The sequence below is a fragment of the Tissierella sp. genome (assembly GCF_031460495.1).
GTDB lineage: Bacteria > Bacillota > Clostridia > Tissierellales > Tissierellaceae > JAVKTS01.
In genome coordinates this window covers 402,244-421,256 of the sequence record NZ_JAVKTS010000001.1, presented here as the reverse complement: position 1 = coordinate 421,256, position 19,013 = coordinate 402,244, and the positions used below count along the sequence as shown (strand labels likewise).

Annotated in this window: 16 protein-coding genes and 1 riboswitch; of the genes, 2 read left to right on the top strand and 14 right to left on the bottom strand. The window is 37.7% G+C overall.

The annotated features are described in order from the left end of the window. Positions 1 to 62: 62 nt before the first annotated feature. The 9 genes from RIN63_RS01970 to RIN63_RS01930 form a co-directional block, all read right to left on the bottom strand. Entirely contained in the window at positions 63 to 947 is an 885-nt protein-coding gene (locus RIN63_RS01970; RefSeq protein ID WP_310442975.1) for a substrate-binding domain-containing protein, read from the bottom strand. 50 nt (positions 948 to 997) lie between these two features. Beyond that, positions 998 to 1,150: riboswitch (molybdenum cofactor riboswitch) on the bottom strand. Next, on the bottom strand, positions 1,119 to 1,901 hold the full coding sequence (fdhD, locus tag RIN63_RS01965) for a formate dehydrogenase accessory sulfurtransferase FdhD (protein WP_310442974.1): 783 nt from the start codon (positions 1,899 to 1,901) through the stop codon (positions 1,119 to 1,121). Its footprint overlaps the riboswitch before it by 32 nt. A 1-nt stretch (position 1,902) precedes the next feature. Then, positions 1,903 to 2,514 carry a molybdenum cofactor guanylyltransferase gene (locus RIN63_RS01960; RefSeq protein ID WP_310442973.1) on the bottom strand — a complete coding sequence of 204 codons (612 nt, stop codon included), beginning with the start codon at positions 2,512 to 2,514 and terminating at the stop codon, positions 1,903 to 1,905. A gap of 4 nt (positions 2,515 to 2,518) precedes the next feature. Next, positions 2,519 to 2,989 (bottom strand): MogA/MoaB family molybdenum cofactor biosynthesis protein, encoded by a 471-nt coding sequence (locus tag RIN63_RS01955; protein ID WP_310443332.1) that lies wholly within the window; start codon positions 2,987 to 2,989, stop codon positions 2,519 to 2,521. 30 nt (positions 2,990 to 3,019) lie between these two features. Further along, positions 3,020 to 5,701 (bottom strand): formate dehydrogenase subunit alpha, encoded by a 2,682-nt coding sequence (fdhF, locus tag RIN63_RS01950; RefSeq protein ID WP_310442972.1) that lies wholly within the window; start codon positions 5,699 to 5,701, stop codon positions 3,020 to 3,022. Between the two features lie 27 nt (positions 5,702 to 5,728). Then, positions 5,729 to 6,670, bottom strand: a complete 942-nt coding sequence (locus RIN63_RS01945) for a 2Fe-2S iron-sulfur cluster-binding protein (protein ID WP_310442971.1) — start codon at positions 6,668 to 6,670, stop codon at positions 5,729 to 5,731. A gap of 16 nt (positions 6,671 to 6,686) precedes the next feature. Then, positions 6,687 to 8,582 (bottom strand): NADH-quinone oxidoreductase subunit NuoF, encoded by a 1,896-nt coding sequence (locus tag RIN63_RS01940; RefSeq protein ID WP_310442970.1) that lies wholly within the window; start codon positions 8,580 to 8,582, stop codon positions 6,687 to 6,689. 15 nt (positions 8,583 to 8,597) lie between these two features. Next, positions 8,598 to 9,083 (bottom strand): NAD(P)H-dependent oxidoreductase subunit E, encoded by a 486-nt coding sequence (locus tag RIN63_RS01935; RefSeq protein ID WP_310442969.1) that lies wholly within the window; start codon positions 9,081 to 9,083, stop codon positions 8,598 to 8,600. Positions 9,084 to 9,404: 321 nt separating this feature from the next. Next, the gene (locus RIN63_RS01930) at positions 9,405 to 10,802 is read right to left on the bottom strand and encodes a sigma 54-interacting transcriptional regulator (protein ID WP_310442968.1); all 1,398 of its coding nucleotides are present in this window, start codon (positions 10,800 to 10,802) and stop codon (positions 9,405 to 9,407) included. 243 nt (positions 10,803 to 11,045) lie between these two features. On the opposite strand from RIN63_RS01930, the gene RIN63_RS01925 reads away from it, so the two are divergent. Continuing rightward, positions 11,046 to 12,002, top strand: a complete 957-nt coding sequence (locus tag RIN63_RS01925; protein ID WP_310442967.1) for a 3-hydroxyacyl-CoA dehydrogenase NAD-binding domain-containing protein — start codon at positions 11,046 to 11,048, stop codon at positions 12,000 to 12,002. A 16-nt stretch (positions 12,003 to 12,018) separates the two neighbouring features. Then, a complete protein-coding gene (locus RIN63_RS01920; protein ID WP_310442966.1) occupies positions 12,019 to 12,924 on the top strand; it encodes a 3-keto-5-aminohexanoate cleavage protein in 906 nt (301 codons plus the stop codon). Positions 12,925 to 12,981: 57 nt separating this feature from the next. Here the strand turns inward: RIN63_RS01920 and RIN63_RS01915 are convergent, their stop codons facing one another. The 5 genes from RIN63_RS01915 to RIN63_RS01895 form a co-directional block, all read right to left on the bottom strand. Continuing rightward, positions 12,982 to 14,007, bottom strand: coding sequence for a ketopantoate reductase family protein (locus tag RIN63_RS01915; RefSeq protein ID WP_310442965.1), 1,026 nt, complete (start codon positions 14,005 to 14,007; stop codon positions 12,982 to 12,984). Positions 14,008 to 14,206: 199 nt separating this feature from the next. Continuing rightward, positions 14,207 to 14,914: an ABC transporter ATP-binding protein gene (locus tag RIN63_RS01910; protein WP_310442964.1), complete on the bottom strand. Its 708-nt coding sequence runs from the start codon at positions 14,912 to 14,914 to the stop codon at positions 14,207 to 14,209. 10 nt (positions 14,915 to 14,924) lie between these two features. Continuing rightward, entirely contained in the window at positions 14,925 to 16,724 is a 1,800-nt protein-coding gene (locus RIN63_RS01905) for a branched-chain amino acid ABC transporter ATP-binding protein/permease (RefSeq protein WP_310442963.1), read from the bottom strand. Continuing rightward, complete coding sequence (locus RIN63_RS01900; RefSeq protein WP_310442962.1) at positions 16,678 to 17,568, bottom strand: branched-chain amino acid ABC transporter permease; 891 nt, start codon at positions 17,566 to 17,568, stop codon at positions 16,678 to 16,680. Before RIN63_RS01900 ends, RIN63_RS01905 begins: the two co-directional genes overlap by 47 nt. A 145-nt stretch (positions 17,569 to 17,713) precedes the next feature. After that, positions 17,714 to 18,988: an ABC transporter substrate-binding protein gene (locus tag RIN63_RS01895; RefSeq protein WP_310442961.1), complete on the bottom strand. Its 1,275-nt coding sequence runs from the start codon at positions 18,986 to 18,988 to the stop codon at positions 17,714 to 17,716. Positions 18,989 to 19,013 lie beyond the last annotated feature (25 nt).

The following is a 19,013-nucleotide window of genomic DNA, read 5'->3' as shown; positions in this document are numbered from 1 at the left end:
TAAGATCATTGAAGTCTCAGATTGTCATCCCAAATGAAACCGTCCCCCTGTCGCACTATTATTTATTCTGCGTTAGGAATGAATAATGGTTCCCCGTATTCTTCTACGCCAAATTCTTTAATCAAGGATTGTCCCTTATCAGAGAGCATCCAGTTCATAAACTCTAATGCACCTTCATCATTTATATTATCATTTTTGCTTGGATCAACAGGTATTACACCGTATTGGTTAAGCAAATTTGTATCTCCTTCTACAATTATGTCTAAATCTAGATCTGATTTCATGCTCAAATAAGTAGCCCTATCTGAAATAGTATAGCCTTGTTTTTCACTAGCCATTTTGAGTACATCTCCCATACCTGCTCCTGCTTCAAGATACCATTCTCCTGCTGGTTCGATTCCTGCTGCCTTCCATAATGCTAACTCTTTTTTATGTGTACCTGAGTCATCTCCTCTTGATACAAATCTTGCTCCATGTGCTGATATAGCCTTTAGTCCTTCAACTATGTCATTTGGATAGTTAGCCTGGGAAGGTAATACCTTATCCTTAGGACCTACTAATATAAAGTCATTATACATTACATCATGTCTTTCTGTTCCATGACCTTCTTCTACAAATTTTAACTCATCTGCCTTAGCATGTACTAAAAGTACATCTGCTTCTCCATCTCTACCCATTTGTAAAGCCTTACCTGTACCTACGGCAACAGTTTTTACTTCAATTCCCGTTTCTTCCGTAAATTTTGGAAGCAAGAAATCTAGCAATCCTGAGTCTTGAGTAGATGTAGTGGTGGATAGGATAATTGATCCCTTTGCTTCAACTACTTCTGGTGTTTTCTCTGTGTCTTGTACTACTTCAGGTGTTTTTGGTGCTTCTTCTTTTGGTGCACATGCAGCTGTAGTGATGATTAGCAAGAGGGCAAGTAAGAATACTAAAGATTTTTTCATAAATACCACTCTCCTTTTTAATTTTGAAGAAAAAAAAGCAGCCTAAAGAAAGGCTGTTATACCATCTTCCTTTCCAAACACGGGAGGCACAAGGATTTCTCCTTATACCTATAGGCTTTAATCTCATTACTATGACTTGGCGGGACAGTGCTCCTGTCCCTCTGTCCCGCTTTAGAGATTAAAGCTCGGAAAACTTGAATAAATGTTCATTTTTTCTCCTCTTGCAAATCCTATTATCACTATATTTAACTCCCTAGCCAATTCTACAGAAAGGCTGGTAGGTGCTGCTCTAGATATTATTGCTGGTATTCCTCTTTTTGCTACTTTTATTAGCATTTCAGACGATATTCTTCCTGATGCTAAGACTAATTTATCTGATAAATCCATATTATCCATCAAGGCCTTGCCTAGTATTTTATCCAAGGCATTATGTCTTCCAATATCTTCCTCAAAGATTAGTATAGCAGACTTACTACATAAAGCACAACTATGTACTCCACCAGTACTTAAGAATAATTCTGAATTTCGATTAAATTCTTTTACTAGAGATTTTATTTCATCAATTTTGATATCTATTGGCTTCTCAATCTTTTTTGATTTAAAGGAGTCCAATACATTATAAAACAAAGTACCCTTACCACAGCCTGATGTTATAGTTCTTTTTCCCTGAAGTTTTTCAGCCAAAGACTTCCTTTCTTTTACATAGACATGGCTAGTTCCTTTTAATTCATCTACTTGGATTTTTTCCACATTGGAGATATCATCGATGAAGCCTTCTGAGTAGAGAAAACCAAGGGTAAGTTCTTCAAGGGATTTTGGACTACATAGGAGGGTTATTATTTCTTCATCATTTAAAAATATAGTAAAAGGATATTCTATAATAAGAATATCCTCTTCTTTTATAATGCTTTCACCTTTTACTCTTAATATATCAATATTCTTAGTAGGATTCATATTATTTTACCTCAATTATCCCGTATTTTTTTAGATAATAATTCAAATCTTCTTTAGTATTCAAATTTAAAAACATATCCCAGTTTGGACTAAATTTTCTTGCTATAGATTCTTCAATATAATGGATTTTTAAATTTCCAAGTAATGAATTAATTGATCTTCTATTGGATAATAAATGTTTCTCTATGTCTTCTACTATATCTATAGAATAGAAACTACTAAAAGGTTCAACCCAGTCACCAAAGTTAGTTACACATCCATCTATGTTTTTATCTCCTATACATTCTTTCATATACCTAATATAGTCCATACTAATATTTGGCATATCACATGCAAGAACAAAAACAAATTGAGATGAGGACACCTTAAGGCCTGCATGAATGCCAGCCAAAGGGCCCTTATCTTCTATTATATCTTGAGTTATTTTGTGGCTAAGGCCTATATAATACTCTGGTTTGTTTGTGACAATAACGATTTCTTCAAATTCTTCATTTAGCTTATTAATGATAGAATCCATAAGTCTTCTCTCATTAATTTTTAGAAATTGCTTATCAAAACCCATTCTAGAGCTTTTACCTCCAGCAAGTATTATAGCCGTACCAAATTTTTTCATATGATCACCTTGCACAATCGTGAGTTTTTCCTGTTAGGATTTCTAACCCATGTGTTACACTATCCATTATATAATCTAAAGACTCATTAACTGCCTTTGGGCTACCTGGTAAATTGATTATTAAGGTTTCTTTTCTTATTCCTGATACTGCCCTAGATAACATGGCTCTTGGAGTAATGCTAAGACTATAACTTCTTATGGCTTCAGATATTCCATTTGCCATTCTGTCGCAAACTTTTATGGTTGCTTCAGGAGTTACATCTCTAGGACTAAATCCTGTTCCTCCAGTAGTTAGAATTAAGTCTACCTTTAAATCATCTACCATATGAATCATTTCTTTCATGATAGAATCTTCTTCATCAGGGATTATAACCTTTTTCTCTACAATATATCCCTTTGCCTTTACGATCTTATCAATAGCTTCTCCCGATTTATCTTCTCTTTCTCCAGCAAAACCTTTATCAGAGGCTATAATTATTCCTACTCTAAAAATAGTACCACCCCTCTAACTATTTATCTTCTCCAACCTTACTGCTGCTACCTTTAGCTCAGGTATCTTAGCTATTGGATCTACTGCAGTACTTGTAAGATAGTTTGCTGCACCTTCTGCAAAATGGAATGGCATAAATAATACATCTTCATCTATTATATCTGTAATTCTTGCAGCAACTTGAATTTCCCCACGCCTTGATGTTAATTTTACCATATCTCCATCTTCTATACCTATTTTATTAGCAGTAATTTCATTAACTTCAACATAGTTGGTAGAGGCCTTTTTCATAAGTCCCTCTACTCTTCCTGTCATGGTCATAGTATGATAATGATATAATATTCTTCCAGTAGTAAAGGCAAATGGATATTCCTCATCTGGCATCTCAGCACTATCTACTTGATGCACTGGCATAAACAGTCCCTTACCTCTTGCTATGGCATCCTTATGAAGGTATTTTGTACCAAGATGATCTTTATCAGGACAAGGCCATTGTATACCAGCCTTATCTATTCTCTTGAAGTTTATCCCTCCATAGGAAGGAGTCAAGGAAGCTATTTCATCCATTATTTCTGATGGTTCAAAGTATTTATCCTTATATCCAAGTAAATTCATTATATCCATCAGTATCTTCCAATCTGGTTTAGAATCTCCTATTGGATTTATTGCCTTTCTTACTCTTTGTATTCTTCTCTCCGTATTGGAGAAAGTACCATCCTTCTCTGCAAATGATGCTGCAGGAAGTATAACATCTGCTAATTCGCAAGTTTCAGTAAGGAATATATCTTGTACTACTAAAAAGTCTAGATTATTTAGGGACTTTCTAACATGATTTATATCTGGATCAGAAACCATTGGATTTTCACCCATTATATACATGAATTTAACATTACCTTCATCTGCTTCATGTAGCATTTCAGAAACAGTAAGTCCTACTTTTCTAGATAATTTTGCATTCCATGCCTTCTCAAATTTTTCTGCAACTTCCTCTTTAAATACCTTTTGATATCCTGGTAGATCAGATGGAAGTGCACCCATATCACAGGCACCTTGTACATTATTTTGTCCTCGTAGAGGATTTACTCCTGCAGATTCTTTACCTACATTACCACATAATAAGGCAAGATTTGATACAGACATTACCCCATGAGTTCCAGTAGTATGTTGAGTTATTCCCATTGTATAGTATATACCTGCCTTTTTTGCTTCTCCATATATCATGGCAGCTTTAACTATATCATCAGCATTTACTCCGCATATTTCAGCTACTCTTTCAGGAGTATATTCTTTCACTAGTCTTACTAATTCTTCATAGTTTTCTGTTCTTTCTTCTATATAGGATTTATCCTGTAATCCTCTTTCGATGATTACATGCATAATACCATTTAATAATGCAATATTAGTTCCAGGCTTCAATTGTAAGAATACATCAGCATAATCTGCCAATTCAATTCTTCTTGGATCAGCCACTATTAGCTTAGCTCCATTTTTCTTTATAGCTTGCTTCATAGTTGCACCAATTATTGGGTGATTTTCTGTAGTATTTGATCCTATTACAAAAATAGCATCTGTCCCTAGTATTTCTTCAATACTATTAGTCATAGCTCCGCTACCTAATGTTGTTGCAAGACCTGCAACAGTTGAGGCATGTCAGAGTCGAGCACAGTGATCAACATTGTTGGTACCTATCACTGCTCTAAATAGTTTTTGAAATAAGTAATTCTCCTCGTTTGTACAACGAGCTGATGAAAGACCTGCAAAAGCCTCTGGACCATTTTCAGCCTTTATTCCTTTGATTTTTGACACAATCAATCTATATGCTTCATCCCAAGTCGCTTCAACAAATTCTCCATCTTTCTTGATTAATGGAGTCTTTAGTCTATCTGGGTGGCTAATAAATTTATATCCAAATTTACCTTTTACGCATAGTAGTCCTTTGTTAAAGGTATCAAATGCAGGCTCCACGCCTACTACTTGTTGACCTTTTACTATTAAGTCCATTTGACAACCTACTCCACAATAGGAGCATGTAGTCCTGACTTTGTGAGTTTCCCAATGTCTAAATTTAGTTTTTATCTTCGGGAGTAATGCCCCTACTGGACATGCTGATACACAGTTTCCACATGAAACACATTTGGAATTCTCTAGTCCTTGGTTAAAAGGAGTAGCCACTATAGTATCAAATCCCCTATTTTCAAAACCGATAGCATTAGTGCATTGTAATTCGTCACAAACTCTAACACATAGTCCACATAGAATACATTTATCTGGATCGTAGGAATAAAAATGATTTGAACTATCTATATTCTTGTCTCGCATTTCTCCCTTGTAGCTGCCATCCACAAGACCGTATTCATAGGCATAGTTTTGTAGCTTACAAGTCCCTGATTTATCACAAGTAAGACATTCCATTGGATGATTTGATAATATTAAATCTAATACATCCCTTCTAGCGTTCATTACTTTAGGGTTATTTGTATTTATCTCCATTCCCTCTTTTACTTTTGTAGTACAAGAAGTTACAAGATTTTTTGATCCAGCTACTTCAACTAAACACATTCTACAAGCTGCATAAGGTGCTAACCTTTCATCATGGCATAGAGTAGGTATTTCTATACCTAGATTATTGCAGGCTTGAAGAACTGTCGTACCATCTTCTACCTCATATTTCATACCATTTATCCTTAGTTCAATCATGGCACTCACCTCCTACCTTGATTATTTTTATTCATTTGTATTCTCAATCTTTTCTATTTTCTCCATTACATCTGATAATCCAATAGCCTTTGCCCAAGTGGATTCAACAAATTTTCCACCAATCTTTCTATATGGTTTGTCTGGATTATCTATATTCAATAGTTCAGTAGTTAACCTGCCTTTAAGACATAAAGGTCTACCATTTGCAGGTGCCTTAGCTCTAACTCCGATTTTTTTCTTATTCTTAGATAATACTTCAAATTCACAACCATAAGCACATACCTTACATTGTATTGTTTTTTTGTCAGCTTCCCAATTTCTTATCTTTCCAAGCTGTCTCTTATCTACTAAAGCTCCAACTGGACATACTGTTACACATCTATTGCAAGATACACATTTTGATGTCTCAAAAGTTTGATCTGCATCTAATACTATTCTAGTATCATATCCTCTTTCAGCAAAGGCAAGGACTTCTCTTTCTCCCTTTACTTGAGAACAGGTTCTAACACATTTTCCACATAAAATGCATTTACTATTATCTTTGAATATATATGGACTTGATGTATCTAGCAGTTCTGGTCTCATAGCTCCATCATGATCCCTAAACTTAACATCATATCTATATGAATACTTTTGTAATAAACATTCTCCTGCTTTTTGACAGGTTAGACAATCATTTGGATGACTATCCAATAGCATCTGTAAAATATCTTTTCTTGCTCGAACAACTTTGTCTGTCTCTGAATGTACAACCATTCCATCCTTTACCTTAAGGGAACAGGAGGTCTCAAGCTTTCTACTTCCTTCCACTTCAACTAAACACATTCGACATGCTGCCACTATATCCAGATTAGGATCATAGCATAATGCAGGAATGTCTATATCAAGCTCCTTTGCAGCTTGTATCACTGAATAGTCTTCGGGCACTGTTATTTTCTGCCCATCTATAGTAAGAGTTACATTTCTCATTATTCTACCTCCTTATCTATCTCTTAATTACTGCCTTAGGTTTCAATGGGCAAGCTGCCATACATGCTCCACATTTTATACATTTTGAAGCATCAATTACATGCCTTTCCTTTAACTTACCATCTATACAACCAACTGGACAGGCTTTAGCACATTTTGTACATCCTATACAATTTTCTCCAATATAATATTCTAATAATGCCTGACATGCACCTGCAGGACATTTTTTATCTTTTATATGAGCTTCATATTCATCTCTAAAATATTTCAAAGTAGTAATTACTGGATTAGCAGCTGATTGACCAAGTCCACAAAGGGATGCAGAGGTCATTGTTTCTGATAAGCTCTCTAATCTTTCAATATCTCCTTCTTCACCTTTTCCTTCTGTGATTCTTTCTAGTATCTCAAGCATTCTCTTAGTACCTTCTCTACATGGTACGCATTTCCCACATGACTCCTCTACTGAAAAATCTAGGAAGAATCTAGCAATATCAACCATACAATTTGATTCATCCATTACAACCATTCCACCTGAACCCATTATAGAACCTAATTCCCCTAAGGATTCGAAATCTACTGCTGTATCTAGATGTTCTGCTGGTATACATCCACCTGAAGGTCCACCGGTTTGTACAGCCTTGAATTCCTTACCGTTTGGTATACCTCCACCAATTCCATAGACAATCTCTCTAAGAGACATTCCCATTGGTACTTCAATTAACCCAGTATTTTCTATCTTTCCTCCCAATGCAAATACCTTAGTTCCAGGAGACTTTTCTGTACCAATATTTCTAAACCATTCTACCCCTTTTTGGAATATTATAGGTATATTTGCAAGAGTTTCTACATTGTTAATTATAGTTGGCTTTTGCCATAATCCTTTATGAGCAGTTCTATGGATTTTAGTCCTAGGCATACCTCTTCTACCTTCTATGGATTCCATAAGGGCAGTACCTTCGCCGCATACAAATGCTCCTGCTCCAAGTCTCAGTTCAATATCAAAATTAAAATCTGTACCTAGGATTTTCTTTCCTAATAGTCCATATTCTCTAGCTTGTTCTAATGCTACTTCTAGTCTTTGCACAGCTATAGGATACTCTGCTCTAACATAGATAAAACCTTGATCTGCTCCTACAGCATAACCTGCTATAGCCATAGCTTCCAATACAGAATGTGGGTCTCCCTCTAATATTGATCTATCCATAAATGCACCTGGGTCTCCCTCATCTGCATTACAGATTATATATTTTTGATCTGCATTGTATTTATATGCCTCTTCCCATTTTCTGCCTGCCGGGAATCCTGCTCCACCTCTACCACGCAAATTAGAATCTTTCATGATCTTTATTACTTCTTCTTGAGTCATTTCAGTAATGATTTTTCCTAATGCTGAGTATCCGTCAAGTGCTATGTATTCTTCTATATCTTCTGGCGCAATAACCCCGCAGTTTCTAAGTGCAATTCTCGTTTGTTTTTTATAGAAATTAACTTCACTTACTGGTTTAATCTTATCTTCCACATAGGATTCTTTGAATAATCTTCTTTTTACTATATGGCCTTTTACTATATGTTCTTCTACTATTTCTTCAACATCTTCTAATGTAACATGGCTATAAAATACACCTTCAGGATAGACAACTATATTTGGTCCTGATTCGCATAGTCCAAAGCATCCTGTAAGTATTACCTGAATGTCTTCAGATAATCCCTTTTCATTTATCTTTTCTTCAATTAAACTTTTTATTTTATCTCCATTAGATGAGTGACAGCCTGTCCCACCACAAACCAAAATATGGTGTTTTTTGAAACCATGACTTTCATCAATAAACTCCTTGCCTAGCTCTGATTGACGAAGTTTTATCCTATTCAAGCCTTCTTGTCTAATTTTATTTAATTCAACAATTGTGGTCATATCCTACACCTCCATTTATCTATATTTATCTAATATACCTTTTACATCTTCAGGTTTTAATCTTCCATATACATCATCATTCACTGATAAAACTGGTGCTAATCCACAAGCCCCAATACATCTAGTCGCTGTTAGAGAAAATTTCATGTCTGGCGTAGTTTTTCCAGATTCAATACCTAGTTCTTCTACTACTTTGTTTAGTAAATCTTGAGAACCTTTCACATAGCAAGCAGTACCTAAACAAACCCCAATTTTAAACTCTCCCTTAGGTATTAATGAAAATTGGGAGTAAAAAGTAACTACTCCATATATTTCTGACAAAGGAATGCTCAATCCCTTAGATATCATCTCTAAAACCTCTACAGGTAAATATCCAAATAATTCTTGGCCATTTTGTAGCACAGGCATCAAAGCTCCTTGCTTGTCTTCATTTTCCCTAATGAATCTTTTAAACTCTTCAAGCTTTTCTTTGTTCTTTTCCATATCAAATTTAAACTCCATAAATAGTCCTCCTTTTTCATCTTATTTTAAAAATAGACAGCCATTTTAATATGCTGTCTATACTGGTGTCAAATAAATATAAAAACTTGCTCTTCCTATTATATTTTTGTATTTATTTTATCTATAGATACCAATTGCACAATGCTATTTTATAATAATTTATATATTTTGTCAATTTGTAAAACTAGCCAATCAACAGGACTTCAAATACGGTTATTCAAAGCTTTCAATATTTCTTGTTTTTATAGTATAATAAATGATATTAAGATATTAGGGGCGGGTAACAAACACGAAACAGTTGTTTGTTACCTGCCCTGGTTATCACTGAATATTATATTTTTTCAATCTACTATATAATCTGCTGCGATCAATGTTTAACAATTTCGCTGCTTTCGTTTTATTTCCACCGGTCTGTTGTAAGGCTTGTAGAACCAGTTCCTTTTCCGTATCTTGTATTTGTTTGCGAAGCGAATAATCCTCCATATGCTTTTCCCTGTCATTTCGATCCAACCCAAGTATGATATCTTTGCGATTCAGCTTGTCGATAAAAAAATCCAACTCTTTGATTGTGATAATATCCTTACGGCAGATTACAGCAGCCCGTTCAATGATGTGTTCCAGCTCACGGACATTTCCTGGCCAATCGTAGCTTTGAAACAATTCGATTACTTTATCATCTATTCCCTGGATGTTAAGGTTATTTTCTTGATTAATGCGAGAAAGAAAATGTTGACATAATGGCTTAATGTCATCCAGACGATCACGCAGAGGAGGTACAGTCAATTCAACAATATTAATACGATAATATAAATCTTGGCGGAACTTCCCCTCTGCTATCATGGTATCTATGTTTTGATTTGTACAGCATATGAGTCTTGCAGTAAAGGGGATCTCCTTGATACCACCGACCTTTTCAAATTCTTTTTCTTGGAGGACACGCAACAGCTTCACTTGTAAATTCATAGGCATTTCTCCGATTTCGTCCAGTAACAGAGTTCCCTTATCCGCCAGTTCAAATTTCCCAATCTTTCCACCCTTTGCAGCTCCTGTAAATGCTCCGTCTGCATATCCGAACAATTCTGATTCCAATAATGTGCTTGGTATCGCAGCACAATTGATTTTCACATAATTATTAAAAACGCGATTGCTGACCTGATGAATAGCCTTTGCAAATACTTCTTTTCCCACTCCTGTCTCACCAGTAATGAGAATCGACAGATTGGAATCAGCATAATCTAATATTGTTTTTTTTAAATTCTTAATCACTTTAGATTGTCCCACAATCCTTTCTAACGGATTCATGCTCTTTTCAATTGCATTGAGCTTCTGCTGATACATCTGGTTTTCCTGCTTTATTACCTCAATCTCTTTATGCAATCTATCAACTTCAAACAGATTGTTTATTGTCGTCGTTGCTAGGGCTCCAATCACCTTTTCATTTTCTATGATTGGAATACGATTACACACAACTGAAATTTCATGACCTTTGGAATGATCATAAAGAGTCATAATGGAGCCAATTTCTTCTTTTCCTGTTTTTAGAACTGTGCGCAGCCTGGTATCTGGGATCACATCATCAACCAACTTACCCCTTGCAATTTCTTTCGTCGTTCCCAAGAGCTTCGCATATACATCATTTAAATACACAATCCGCCCACTATTATCAATGATCACAAAATTAGGGAATGCCTCTAAGGCTGCTTGAATAAGTTGATGCATAATTTCACTTCCTCTATTTTTACTTTTATTCTATCACAGCTGAATACATATCACAACAAATTTGTAGCGAAAACACTACGATGTTGTTATGCTTTTGTTGTGTTTTTGTTACACTTTCATATTTATAACACCCACATTTCATCTAATAATGGGATAATTGCCTTATCTTATGACTTGGCATAAAAATTGCTATTATATATGTGTGAATTCTAATTTACTATATAAAAATAAAGCAACAAAGGAGTGAGAAAGATAATACAAAATATCAGTGTAATCGGAGCAGGAACAATGGGACACGGGATAGCAAATGTATTTGCGATGCACGGCTACAAAGTGAATCTATATGAGTCTTTTGATAATGTTCGCAACACAGTTATGGAGCAAATTCGAAGCGAACTGATCTTCATGGCTGATGAGAACTATATTCAGCATGACACAATTGAAAAAACACTATCTAACATTACTTTGTACAGCAATCTTGAGCAGGCAGTCGCAAACGCAGATTTCGTTATCGAAGCAATTCCAGAAAACCTGGACCTGAAAAAAAGTTTGTTCGAAAGGTTAGATATGATTTGCCCCGAACATACCATTATTGCAAGCAATACATCTAGTCTATCTTTAAATGAAATGATTGAGAATTTACCTGAAAAACGTAAAGCTCGCACAATGGTTTGTCATTGGTACAATCCTGCTCATTTAATCCCAATCGCAGAACTATCCTATTTTGGAAATATGGAAGATAGTGTATTTCAAGAAGTTTATGACTTGCATGTGAAAGCAGGAAAACAACCTATCAAAGTATTAAAAGACATACCCGGTTTGATCGCCAACAGAATGCTTCACGCAATGGCTCGTGAAATCTTTCATCTGATTGAAATCGGAGCTGCATCTGCTGATGATATTGATAAAGCGTTAAAATTTGGTCCAGGCTTCCGGAGTGCAACTGCCGGAATTTTGGAAACTGCAGATATGGGCGGGCTCGATGTCTGGTGTACAGCTGAAGACAATTTATTTGGAACGCTGAACAATTCTACACATGCCTGTGAATTTTTGCGAGACAAGGTCAAACGAGGAAAACTAGGATTGAAAAGTGGCGAAGGCTTCTACACTTATCCGGTTGAAACCCGTGATGAGATGAAGAATGCATTCAATAAGAGGCTTCTTAATCAACTTAAGGTTAGTAAAAATATCAATAAATAAATAGGAGGAATTAATCATGACAAAGAAAGTTATTATAACAGCAGCAATCACTGGAGCAGTACACATCCCTAGCATGTCGGAGTATCTTCCTGACACACCAGATAAAATCATCGAAGAAGCTGTTGCTGCCTATAAAGCAGGTGCATCAATCGTGCATCTTCATGCAAGGGATCCTAAGGATGGTAGACCTAGTAGTGACCCAAAGCTGATGAAATACATTACAGACGGCGTTCGGGAGCGTTGCGATGTTGTAGTTGGTATTAGCACAGGCGGTGCCATTGGTATGACCATCGAAGAGAGGTTGGCATCTGTTCCAGTATGCAAAGCAGAACTAGCTTCATGTAATGCAGGTTCAGTTAACTTCTGTTTCTCCCCGATTGCAGATAAAATCAAAAATCCCAAGTACGACTGGGAAATTCCATTCGTAAAAAACACTTATAATGTTCCTTTTGCTAACACCTTTAAGGATATTGAAGATTATATAAGAGTTATGGATGAAAACGGTACAAAACCTGAATTTGAGGTTTATGAGGTGGGCATGCTGAGCAATATTGCTTATTTTGTCAATAAGGGAATGATCAAGGGCCCGGTTTACCTGCAGTTTGTCCTGGGCGTCATGGGTGGCTTGCCTGCAACTGTTGATAATCTTCTCTTCTTGTACAATACAGCATGTAAAGTGCTGGGAGATAATTTTGTCTGGTCCTGTGCTGCAGCAGGTAAAGATCAGTTCGACATTATTACTACCGCTATGATTCTAGGTGGCAACATGCGAGTTGGGTTGGAAGATAATCTTTACCTGTCTAAAGGCGTACTTGCTAAATCTAATGCAGAATCAGTCGCTAAGGCTGTCAACATGGTGAAATTGGTGGATCGTAAGATTGCTACACCTGATGAGGCCCGTGAAATTCTGGGACTAAAATAGAATAGTAAAATAAATGAAGCAGGCTGGCGTTATTTCAACGCCAGCCTGTAAATCTGATTATTTAAGTTCCGGTAGGTTAAAACGATCGAGACATTGCATCGTAGGCATAGGAATTTTACCGTTCTCAAAGTCCTTGACAATATCAATGATTGTGTCGCATGTCGGGGTAGGTACGCCAACTTTTTTACCCCACTCACTGCAGATTCCGACGATATGGTCTATCTCACATGGGATACCCTTTTCCATATCTTGAAGCATGCTAGCCTTCAGGAGTCTATGGGGCTTGAAATATTCTCGTAACCAAGTATTCGCCTTATGGAGTCCTTCCGTGTCCTCAAACGCTAGGTTGTAATAGCTCCAGCCCGGAACTAGGTCTTCAAGCTGGATATTTCGCTTGCGAACAATCTGTACAATCTCATTTCCTACATGCGCTGCACAAGAAGTTGCCTTTTCATTATCCAGTATTTCAGCATATGTAGACCCAAGAGCTGCGGACATACCACTGAGGGTAGCGTTTTGAATAACCTTAGCCCAACGGGTCCCCATTAGGTTTTCCATCACCACACAGGTTCCGGCAAGATTCAGAATTTTAGCAACGGCTTCGATCTGCTCTGTCTTACTACCATCAATCTCCCCGATTTCATATCGCATTGCGGACACATCTGAGGTTAATTCTGATACACCAGGACCTCGATAGGAGGCTCCCCAACCTACGATGCCGCCAACTGTCCGTTCCTCACCAATGACCTTTGCCACTGATTCCTCAGGCACGCCGTTTTGCAGCGTGCACACGACGCTGTTGGCACCAAGGTGAGGAAGTAACTGCTGCAACACAACATCGTTGTAAGTCTGTTTTGCCAGAATAATGACAATATCATAAATTCCGTCCATCTCTTCCGGGGTTATAGCCTTAACAGGTATGTTGTCCAACTGTAATTTTCCTATAACCCTTGCACCATTTTTATTGAGTGCGTCTACATGTTCCTTATTTGCATCGATGAGTGTCATCTCACCACCGTTTTTTGATACCAATGCCCCAATTATTGTCCCAAGTGATCCTACGCCCATTAGTGCTGTTCTCATGAATGTATAACCCCTTTCCTTTAATTTATGCAGTTTGTAACAAATACCTATTTGTATACCTATTTATAAATCAAGCCATATTAGATTATGAAGATATATGTTGCTCTAGATATAGCAAGTAACCAAGTCCTGTCGAGGCGATATGTACCCACGATACAGGACTTGTTAGTTAAAATATTAGAAAGACTAGTTTATAAGCTTATTTGCTCCCAAGATATGCTTCGATGACCTTTGGGTCACTACTTACAGTCTCGCTGTCACCTGAGAGAATAATTTTTCCTGTTTCAAGCACGAAGGCACGGTCTGATATTTTAAGCGCAGAATTTGCCATCTGCTCTACGAGAAGGATAGTCATTCCAGTGTTACTTATCTCCTTCAGTAGCTTGAATACATCAGCTACTATAATAGGCGCAAGCCCTAGGGAAGGCTCATCAAGAATTAGCAGCTCAGGCTTTGTCATAAGTGCACGAGCTATGGCAAGCATCTGCTGCTCACCTCCGGACAATGTTCCAGCCCACTGCTTATTACGCTCCTTTAGGCGCGGAAACCTATGGTACATTTCTTTCACGCGCTCCGCGATCTTGTTATTATCTGATTCAGTATGAGCACCCAGAAGCAAGTTTTCCTCAACTGTATGGGCTGGGAATATTTGCCTTCCCTCTGGCACAAGACGGATTCCCATCTTCACAAGATGCTGCGGTTTTGTTTTGCTTATATCAGTTCCTTTATAAATTATTGAACCACTGTTCGCGCGTTGAAGGCCTACTATGGTGTTAAGTGTAGTGCTCTTGCCTGCACCGTTGGCTCCGATTATTGTTACAATCTCTCCAGGTTTTACATCAAAGGATATTCCGTGAATAACCTCTGTCTTACCATATGAGAAAGATAAATCTTTTACTTGTAGCATATTATTCACCTCATTCTCCAAGATAGGCGGTACGGACTACCGGTTCTTTAGATACTTTTTCTGGAGTACCCTCAGCAATCTTTACGCCGTGATCGATAACGGTGATCCAATCCGAAACTTCCATAACTAGATTCATATGATGTTCGATAAGAAGAATCGAAATTCCAGTATTACGTATTTTTTTAATCATTTCAGCGAACTGCTCAGTCTCAACTTCTGTAAGTCCTGCACATGGCTCATCAAGTAGCAGAAGATCCGGCTTAGCAACTAGTGCACGGCCAATCTCCATAAGCTTCTGCTGGCCGGCAGACATACTGTCAGGGCTTTCGTTTGCCTTGTCCTCGATACCTAAAAGCTGGAGACATTCCTGAGCATCAGCATATGCCTCACGGTCCAATCTATGCTTTTTACCCGTCTGAAACAAAGCGTGGAAAAGCCCGTAGTGTTTATCAAAGCGTGATCCGGTGGTTACATTGTCTATTACTGACATAGAGTTAAATAGGCGAACATGCTGATAAGTTCTTGTCATGCCCTTTTCCACAAGATTATAGGATTCCATGCCTGTAACATTTTCGCCATTGAACCAGACCTCACCACTGGTTGGCTCTTCTATTCCTGTCATGTTGTTGATACAAGTAGACTTTCCTGCACCATTTGGCCCAATAAGAGCGTGTATGGTGCCGCGCTTCACCGTAAGATCCAGGTTGTTCACTGCCGTAAGTCCCCCATATTGCTTGGTAAGACCTTTTACAACAAGGACATCTTCATCCTCTCTTTCACTCTTTACCGCGTACTTTGAAAAGTCAATTTCTGCATATGGATCGATTTTATCTATATATCTATTGTTTTCAATTTCCTTGAACCTTTCCTTGATAATACCAACAATCCCTTTTGGCATTACTTGAGTAATAATAATCAGCATAGCTCCGTAAAAAATTACTTTCATTTCTGGATTAGCATTGAACAACTCGGGTACCACAGTAATAAGGACAGCACCTACTATAGGACCTGATAATGTACCAGAACCACCTGTGATAACCATAAGTAAAATCATTATTGAAAGGCCGAATCCAAAGGAATCTGGACTTATATATCCCATGTAAGTAGCGTAGAATACGCCAGCAAATCCCGAAATGGCTGAACTTATGAAGAAACCTATGACACGAGTTTTACGAAAATTAATACCTACACCAGAGGCTGCGATTTCGTCGTCCTTCATGGCCAAGAAATCCCGACCCCACAAACTTTTCCTTAAATTTTTCTGAATGATGAACACAATCACCACCATGGCGAAAGTGACATAATATTTAGCATTCAGCGACACCGGTGTACCAAAGAAAACCCATTTGGCCACACGGAATCCTTGAGATCCCCCGGTAAAGTTGCTTTGGCTTAGTATCTGCAGTACGACTTCGATAACTCCGAAGCTTACTAAAGAAAGATAAATTCCGTTGACCTTATAAGCTGACAGGGAAATGACAAAACTTACTATCCCAGCAACTAAGGAGCCTATTAAAGCAGACACTATGAAGGGGAGGCCTAAGCTAGTATACATGATAGCTGATGTATATGCGCCTGCCGCGTAAATTGCACCCGTGGAGAAAGTGGTAATTCCACAAAATCCAGACGCAATATTAAAGCCTATTGCAAGAATGCAGTATACAAATATGACTAGAATATAGCCTACGTAGTATCGTCCTATGAAAGCAGGAGCTAATAAAGAGAATACTACAAAAGCTGTCCAGAGCACATAGAGTACTGCACTATATTTTTTCTGCTTTGATTTTGCTGCGATTGAAGATTCTTGCATTTACTATCCCTCCTGGTAAGAAAACTATGACTAAAATCATGATTATAAAGCTGAATGAATTGAGGAAACTCGGTGGTACTCCTAAAATAGAAAGTAGTTGTTCAATTAGGCCCAGCGCGATGCCGCCCAAGAACGCACCCTTGGTGTTACCTATACCTCCTATCAAAGCTGCAGCGAAACCTTTTAAGCCGATGGAAGAAGTCATCATATAGCTGGCGTAAGTGTACGGGGCTATAAGACAACCCGCTATAGCCGCAACAGCACCAGCAAGGGCAAAAGATATGATAATCATGAAATTGCTGTCTATTCCCATCAACTTTGCCGCTTCAGGCTTGACTGAAACTGCGCGCAAGGCCCGACCGATTTTCGTCCCGTTGCACATCATCTGATAGGAAATCCCTATAGCCGCAGCAATAAGTATCATAACTATCTCGTGAATGTAGATATTGGCTCCGAAAATGATGATTCTTTGGCCACCAAAAAGATATGGGAAAGCGTTAGCCTGAAGTCCAAATATCATACGAGCTACATTGTCGAGTATAAGAGATGCACCGAATAAAGTGATTATCCATCCGATGTTATTATGAAGGTTACCGAGTTTCTCGACACACAACTTGTAAATTATTATGCTCAGTACGATATTAACTAATATCCCTGCAAGAAGGCCTACAAAGTAAGGAAGTTGGTAAACTCCTATGCACCAGTAAGCTACCATAGCACCCGTCATGACGATTGACGCGTGAGCGAAGTTTATTATATATGTGGTAGATACCACTATGTTTATGGCAAGAGCAAGTAGAGCATACATCGAGCCATAAGCTAAAGCAAAAATGAGTGTTTGCATAACAAACCTCCTGTAAAAGTATTTTTCACTTCTCCTATTATAAGTAGTTCATTAATTTATTATAGTTTTCCATATTATAATGCCGGGGAAAGGCATGACCGTTCCCCGACTCTTTCTTTAAATGAAGTTAGCAGCTATGCTAAAATTAGTCGAATATTGGGTTCCTTACAGTTACAGGTTCGCCCTTTAATGAACCTACATCGTAAAGATATCTTCCCATATAGCAACTTGCAAGTTCGTCTGCACTAAACCCTTCATGATCTGTAGCAGTGAATGTATAACCTGATTCATAAAGAACAGATTCAAAATTGGTAACGCTTTCAAGAGCTTCTTTAATCTTATCAGCATCTAATGAATTTGTTTTCTCTATAGCGTGCTTCATAAGCATTAAGCAGTCATATGCACGACCAGCTTCAATCCAACCCCAAGTACGGCCTGAACCATCAATCTTGTAATCACCAAAGTCTGTATACATCCTATCATACCAAGGTTGTGAGTAACCAAGATTTGGATTTTCATCGCCTTCTTTTACACTTCCACTCTTTAATCCTTGATATAGAACATGTTGTGTTGGTTCTTCACCAGCAAGTTCACCAAAATTTGCCAAAGCAGTACCCATATAACCAAGGTAAGTATATTTACCAGTCATGCCTACTCTGTCAAGAGCTGCAACAATTTTTGCTGCGTCTGCACCTGTTGCAAAAGCAGCAACAACATCAGGATTAGCGCTTGCAATATTCTGTGCAACTGGTGTCATATCCACAGTTCCAGGTGCAAATTGAACAGTTGATGCGAAGTCTAGACCATATTCTTTAGCATATTTCTCCATAGAGGCTATTCCGTCACTTCCAAGAGTACCATTATCTCCAAGAAGTACAACCCTCTCATATCCACCTTTAATAGCGTTTTTCACAAGCCCTTCCGCCATAGTATCATTATTTACTTGAGTACGGAATACATAAGGATATTCTACTGGATCTACTAAATTTGCCGCACTTGCTGAAGCTAGAAGAGTAACAATTTTATTCTCAGTCAAATAGTCAAGTGAAGCAGCAACGCAAGTAGAGTTAGCAGGGCCTAGTAATAATTTAATACCCTCTTTTTCTACAAGTTCTTTCACATAAGTAGCGGACTTTGTTGGATCCCCAGTATCGTCTCTAGATACATATCTTACAGGAACTCCCAAAATACCGCCTTCTGCATTGATTTCATCTATAGTGTATTTAGCTATTTCATGGATCGGAAGTCCCAATCCAGCGTAAGGACCTGTAATTGGACCTACATAACCTATGACTATTTCATCTACTCCAAGACCTGATGTGGAGTTGCCAGAAGGTGTAGAATCATCACTTCCTGTACATGCTACTAGTGACAATACCATAATTAGCGAAAGACCTAAAGCAAGTATACGTTTTTTCATAATATAATCTCCTTTTCATAATATT

What these genes read in the sequence shown, in the direction of transcription:
- RIN63_RS01905 (WP_310442963.1), bottom strand. Translation starts at nt 16,724, where the DNA reads ATGCAAGAATCTTCAATCGCAGCAAAATCAAAGCAGAAAAAATATAGT.
- fdhD (WP_310442974.1), bottom strand. Translation starts at nt 1,901, where the DNA reads ATGAATCCTACTAAGAATATTGATATATTAAGAGTAAAAGGTGAAAGC.
- RIN63_RS01920 (WP_310442966.1), top strand. Translation starts at nt 12,019, where the DNA reads ATGACAAAGAAAGTTATTATAACAGCAGCAATCACTGGAGCAGTACAC.
- RIN63_RS01960 (WP_310442973.1), bottom strand. Translation starts at nt 2,514, where the DNA reads ATGAAAAAATTTGGTACGGCTATAATACTTGCTGGAGGTAAAAGCTCT.
- RIN63_RS01970 (WP_310442975.1), bottom strand. Translation starts at nt 947, where the DNA reads ATGAAAAAATCTTTAGTATTCTTACTTGCCCTCTTGCTAATCATCACT.
- RIN63_RS01945 (WP_310442971.1), bottom strand. Translation starts at nt 6,670, where the DNA reads ATGAGAAATGTAACTCTTACTATAGATGGGCAGAAAATAACAGTGCCC.
- RIN63_RS01910 (WP_310442964.1), bottom strand. Translation starts at nt 14,914, where the DNA reads ATGCTACAAGTAAAAGATTTATCTTTCTCATATGGTAAGACAGAGGTT.
- RIN63_RS01940 (WP_310442970.1), bottom strand. Translation starts at nt 8,582, where the DNA reads ATGACCACAATTGTTGAATTAAATAAAATTAGACAAGAAGGCTTGAAT.
- RIN63_RS01895 (WP_310442961.1), bottom strand. Translation starts at nt 18,988, where the DNA reads ATGAAAAAACGTATACTTGCTTTAGGTCTTTCGCTAATTATGGTATTG.
- RIN63_RS01935 (WP_310442969.1), bottom strand. Translation starts at nt 9,083, where the DNA reads ATGGAGTTTAAATTTGATATGGAAAAGAACAAAGAAAAGCTTGAAGAG.
- RIN63_RS01900 (WP_310442962.1), bottom strand. Translation starts at nt 17,568, where the DNA reads ATGCAAACACTCATTTTTGCTTTAGCTTATGGCTCGATGTATGCTCTA.
- RIN63_RS01930 (WP_310442968.1), bottom strand. Translation starts at nt 10,802, where the DNA reads ATGCATCAACTTATTCAAGCAGCCTTAGAGGCATTCCCTAATTTTGTG.
- RIN63_RS01915 (WP_310442965.1), bottom strand. Translation starts at nt 14,007, where the DNA reads ATGAGAACAGCACTAATGGGCGTAGGATCACTTGGGACAATAATTGGG.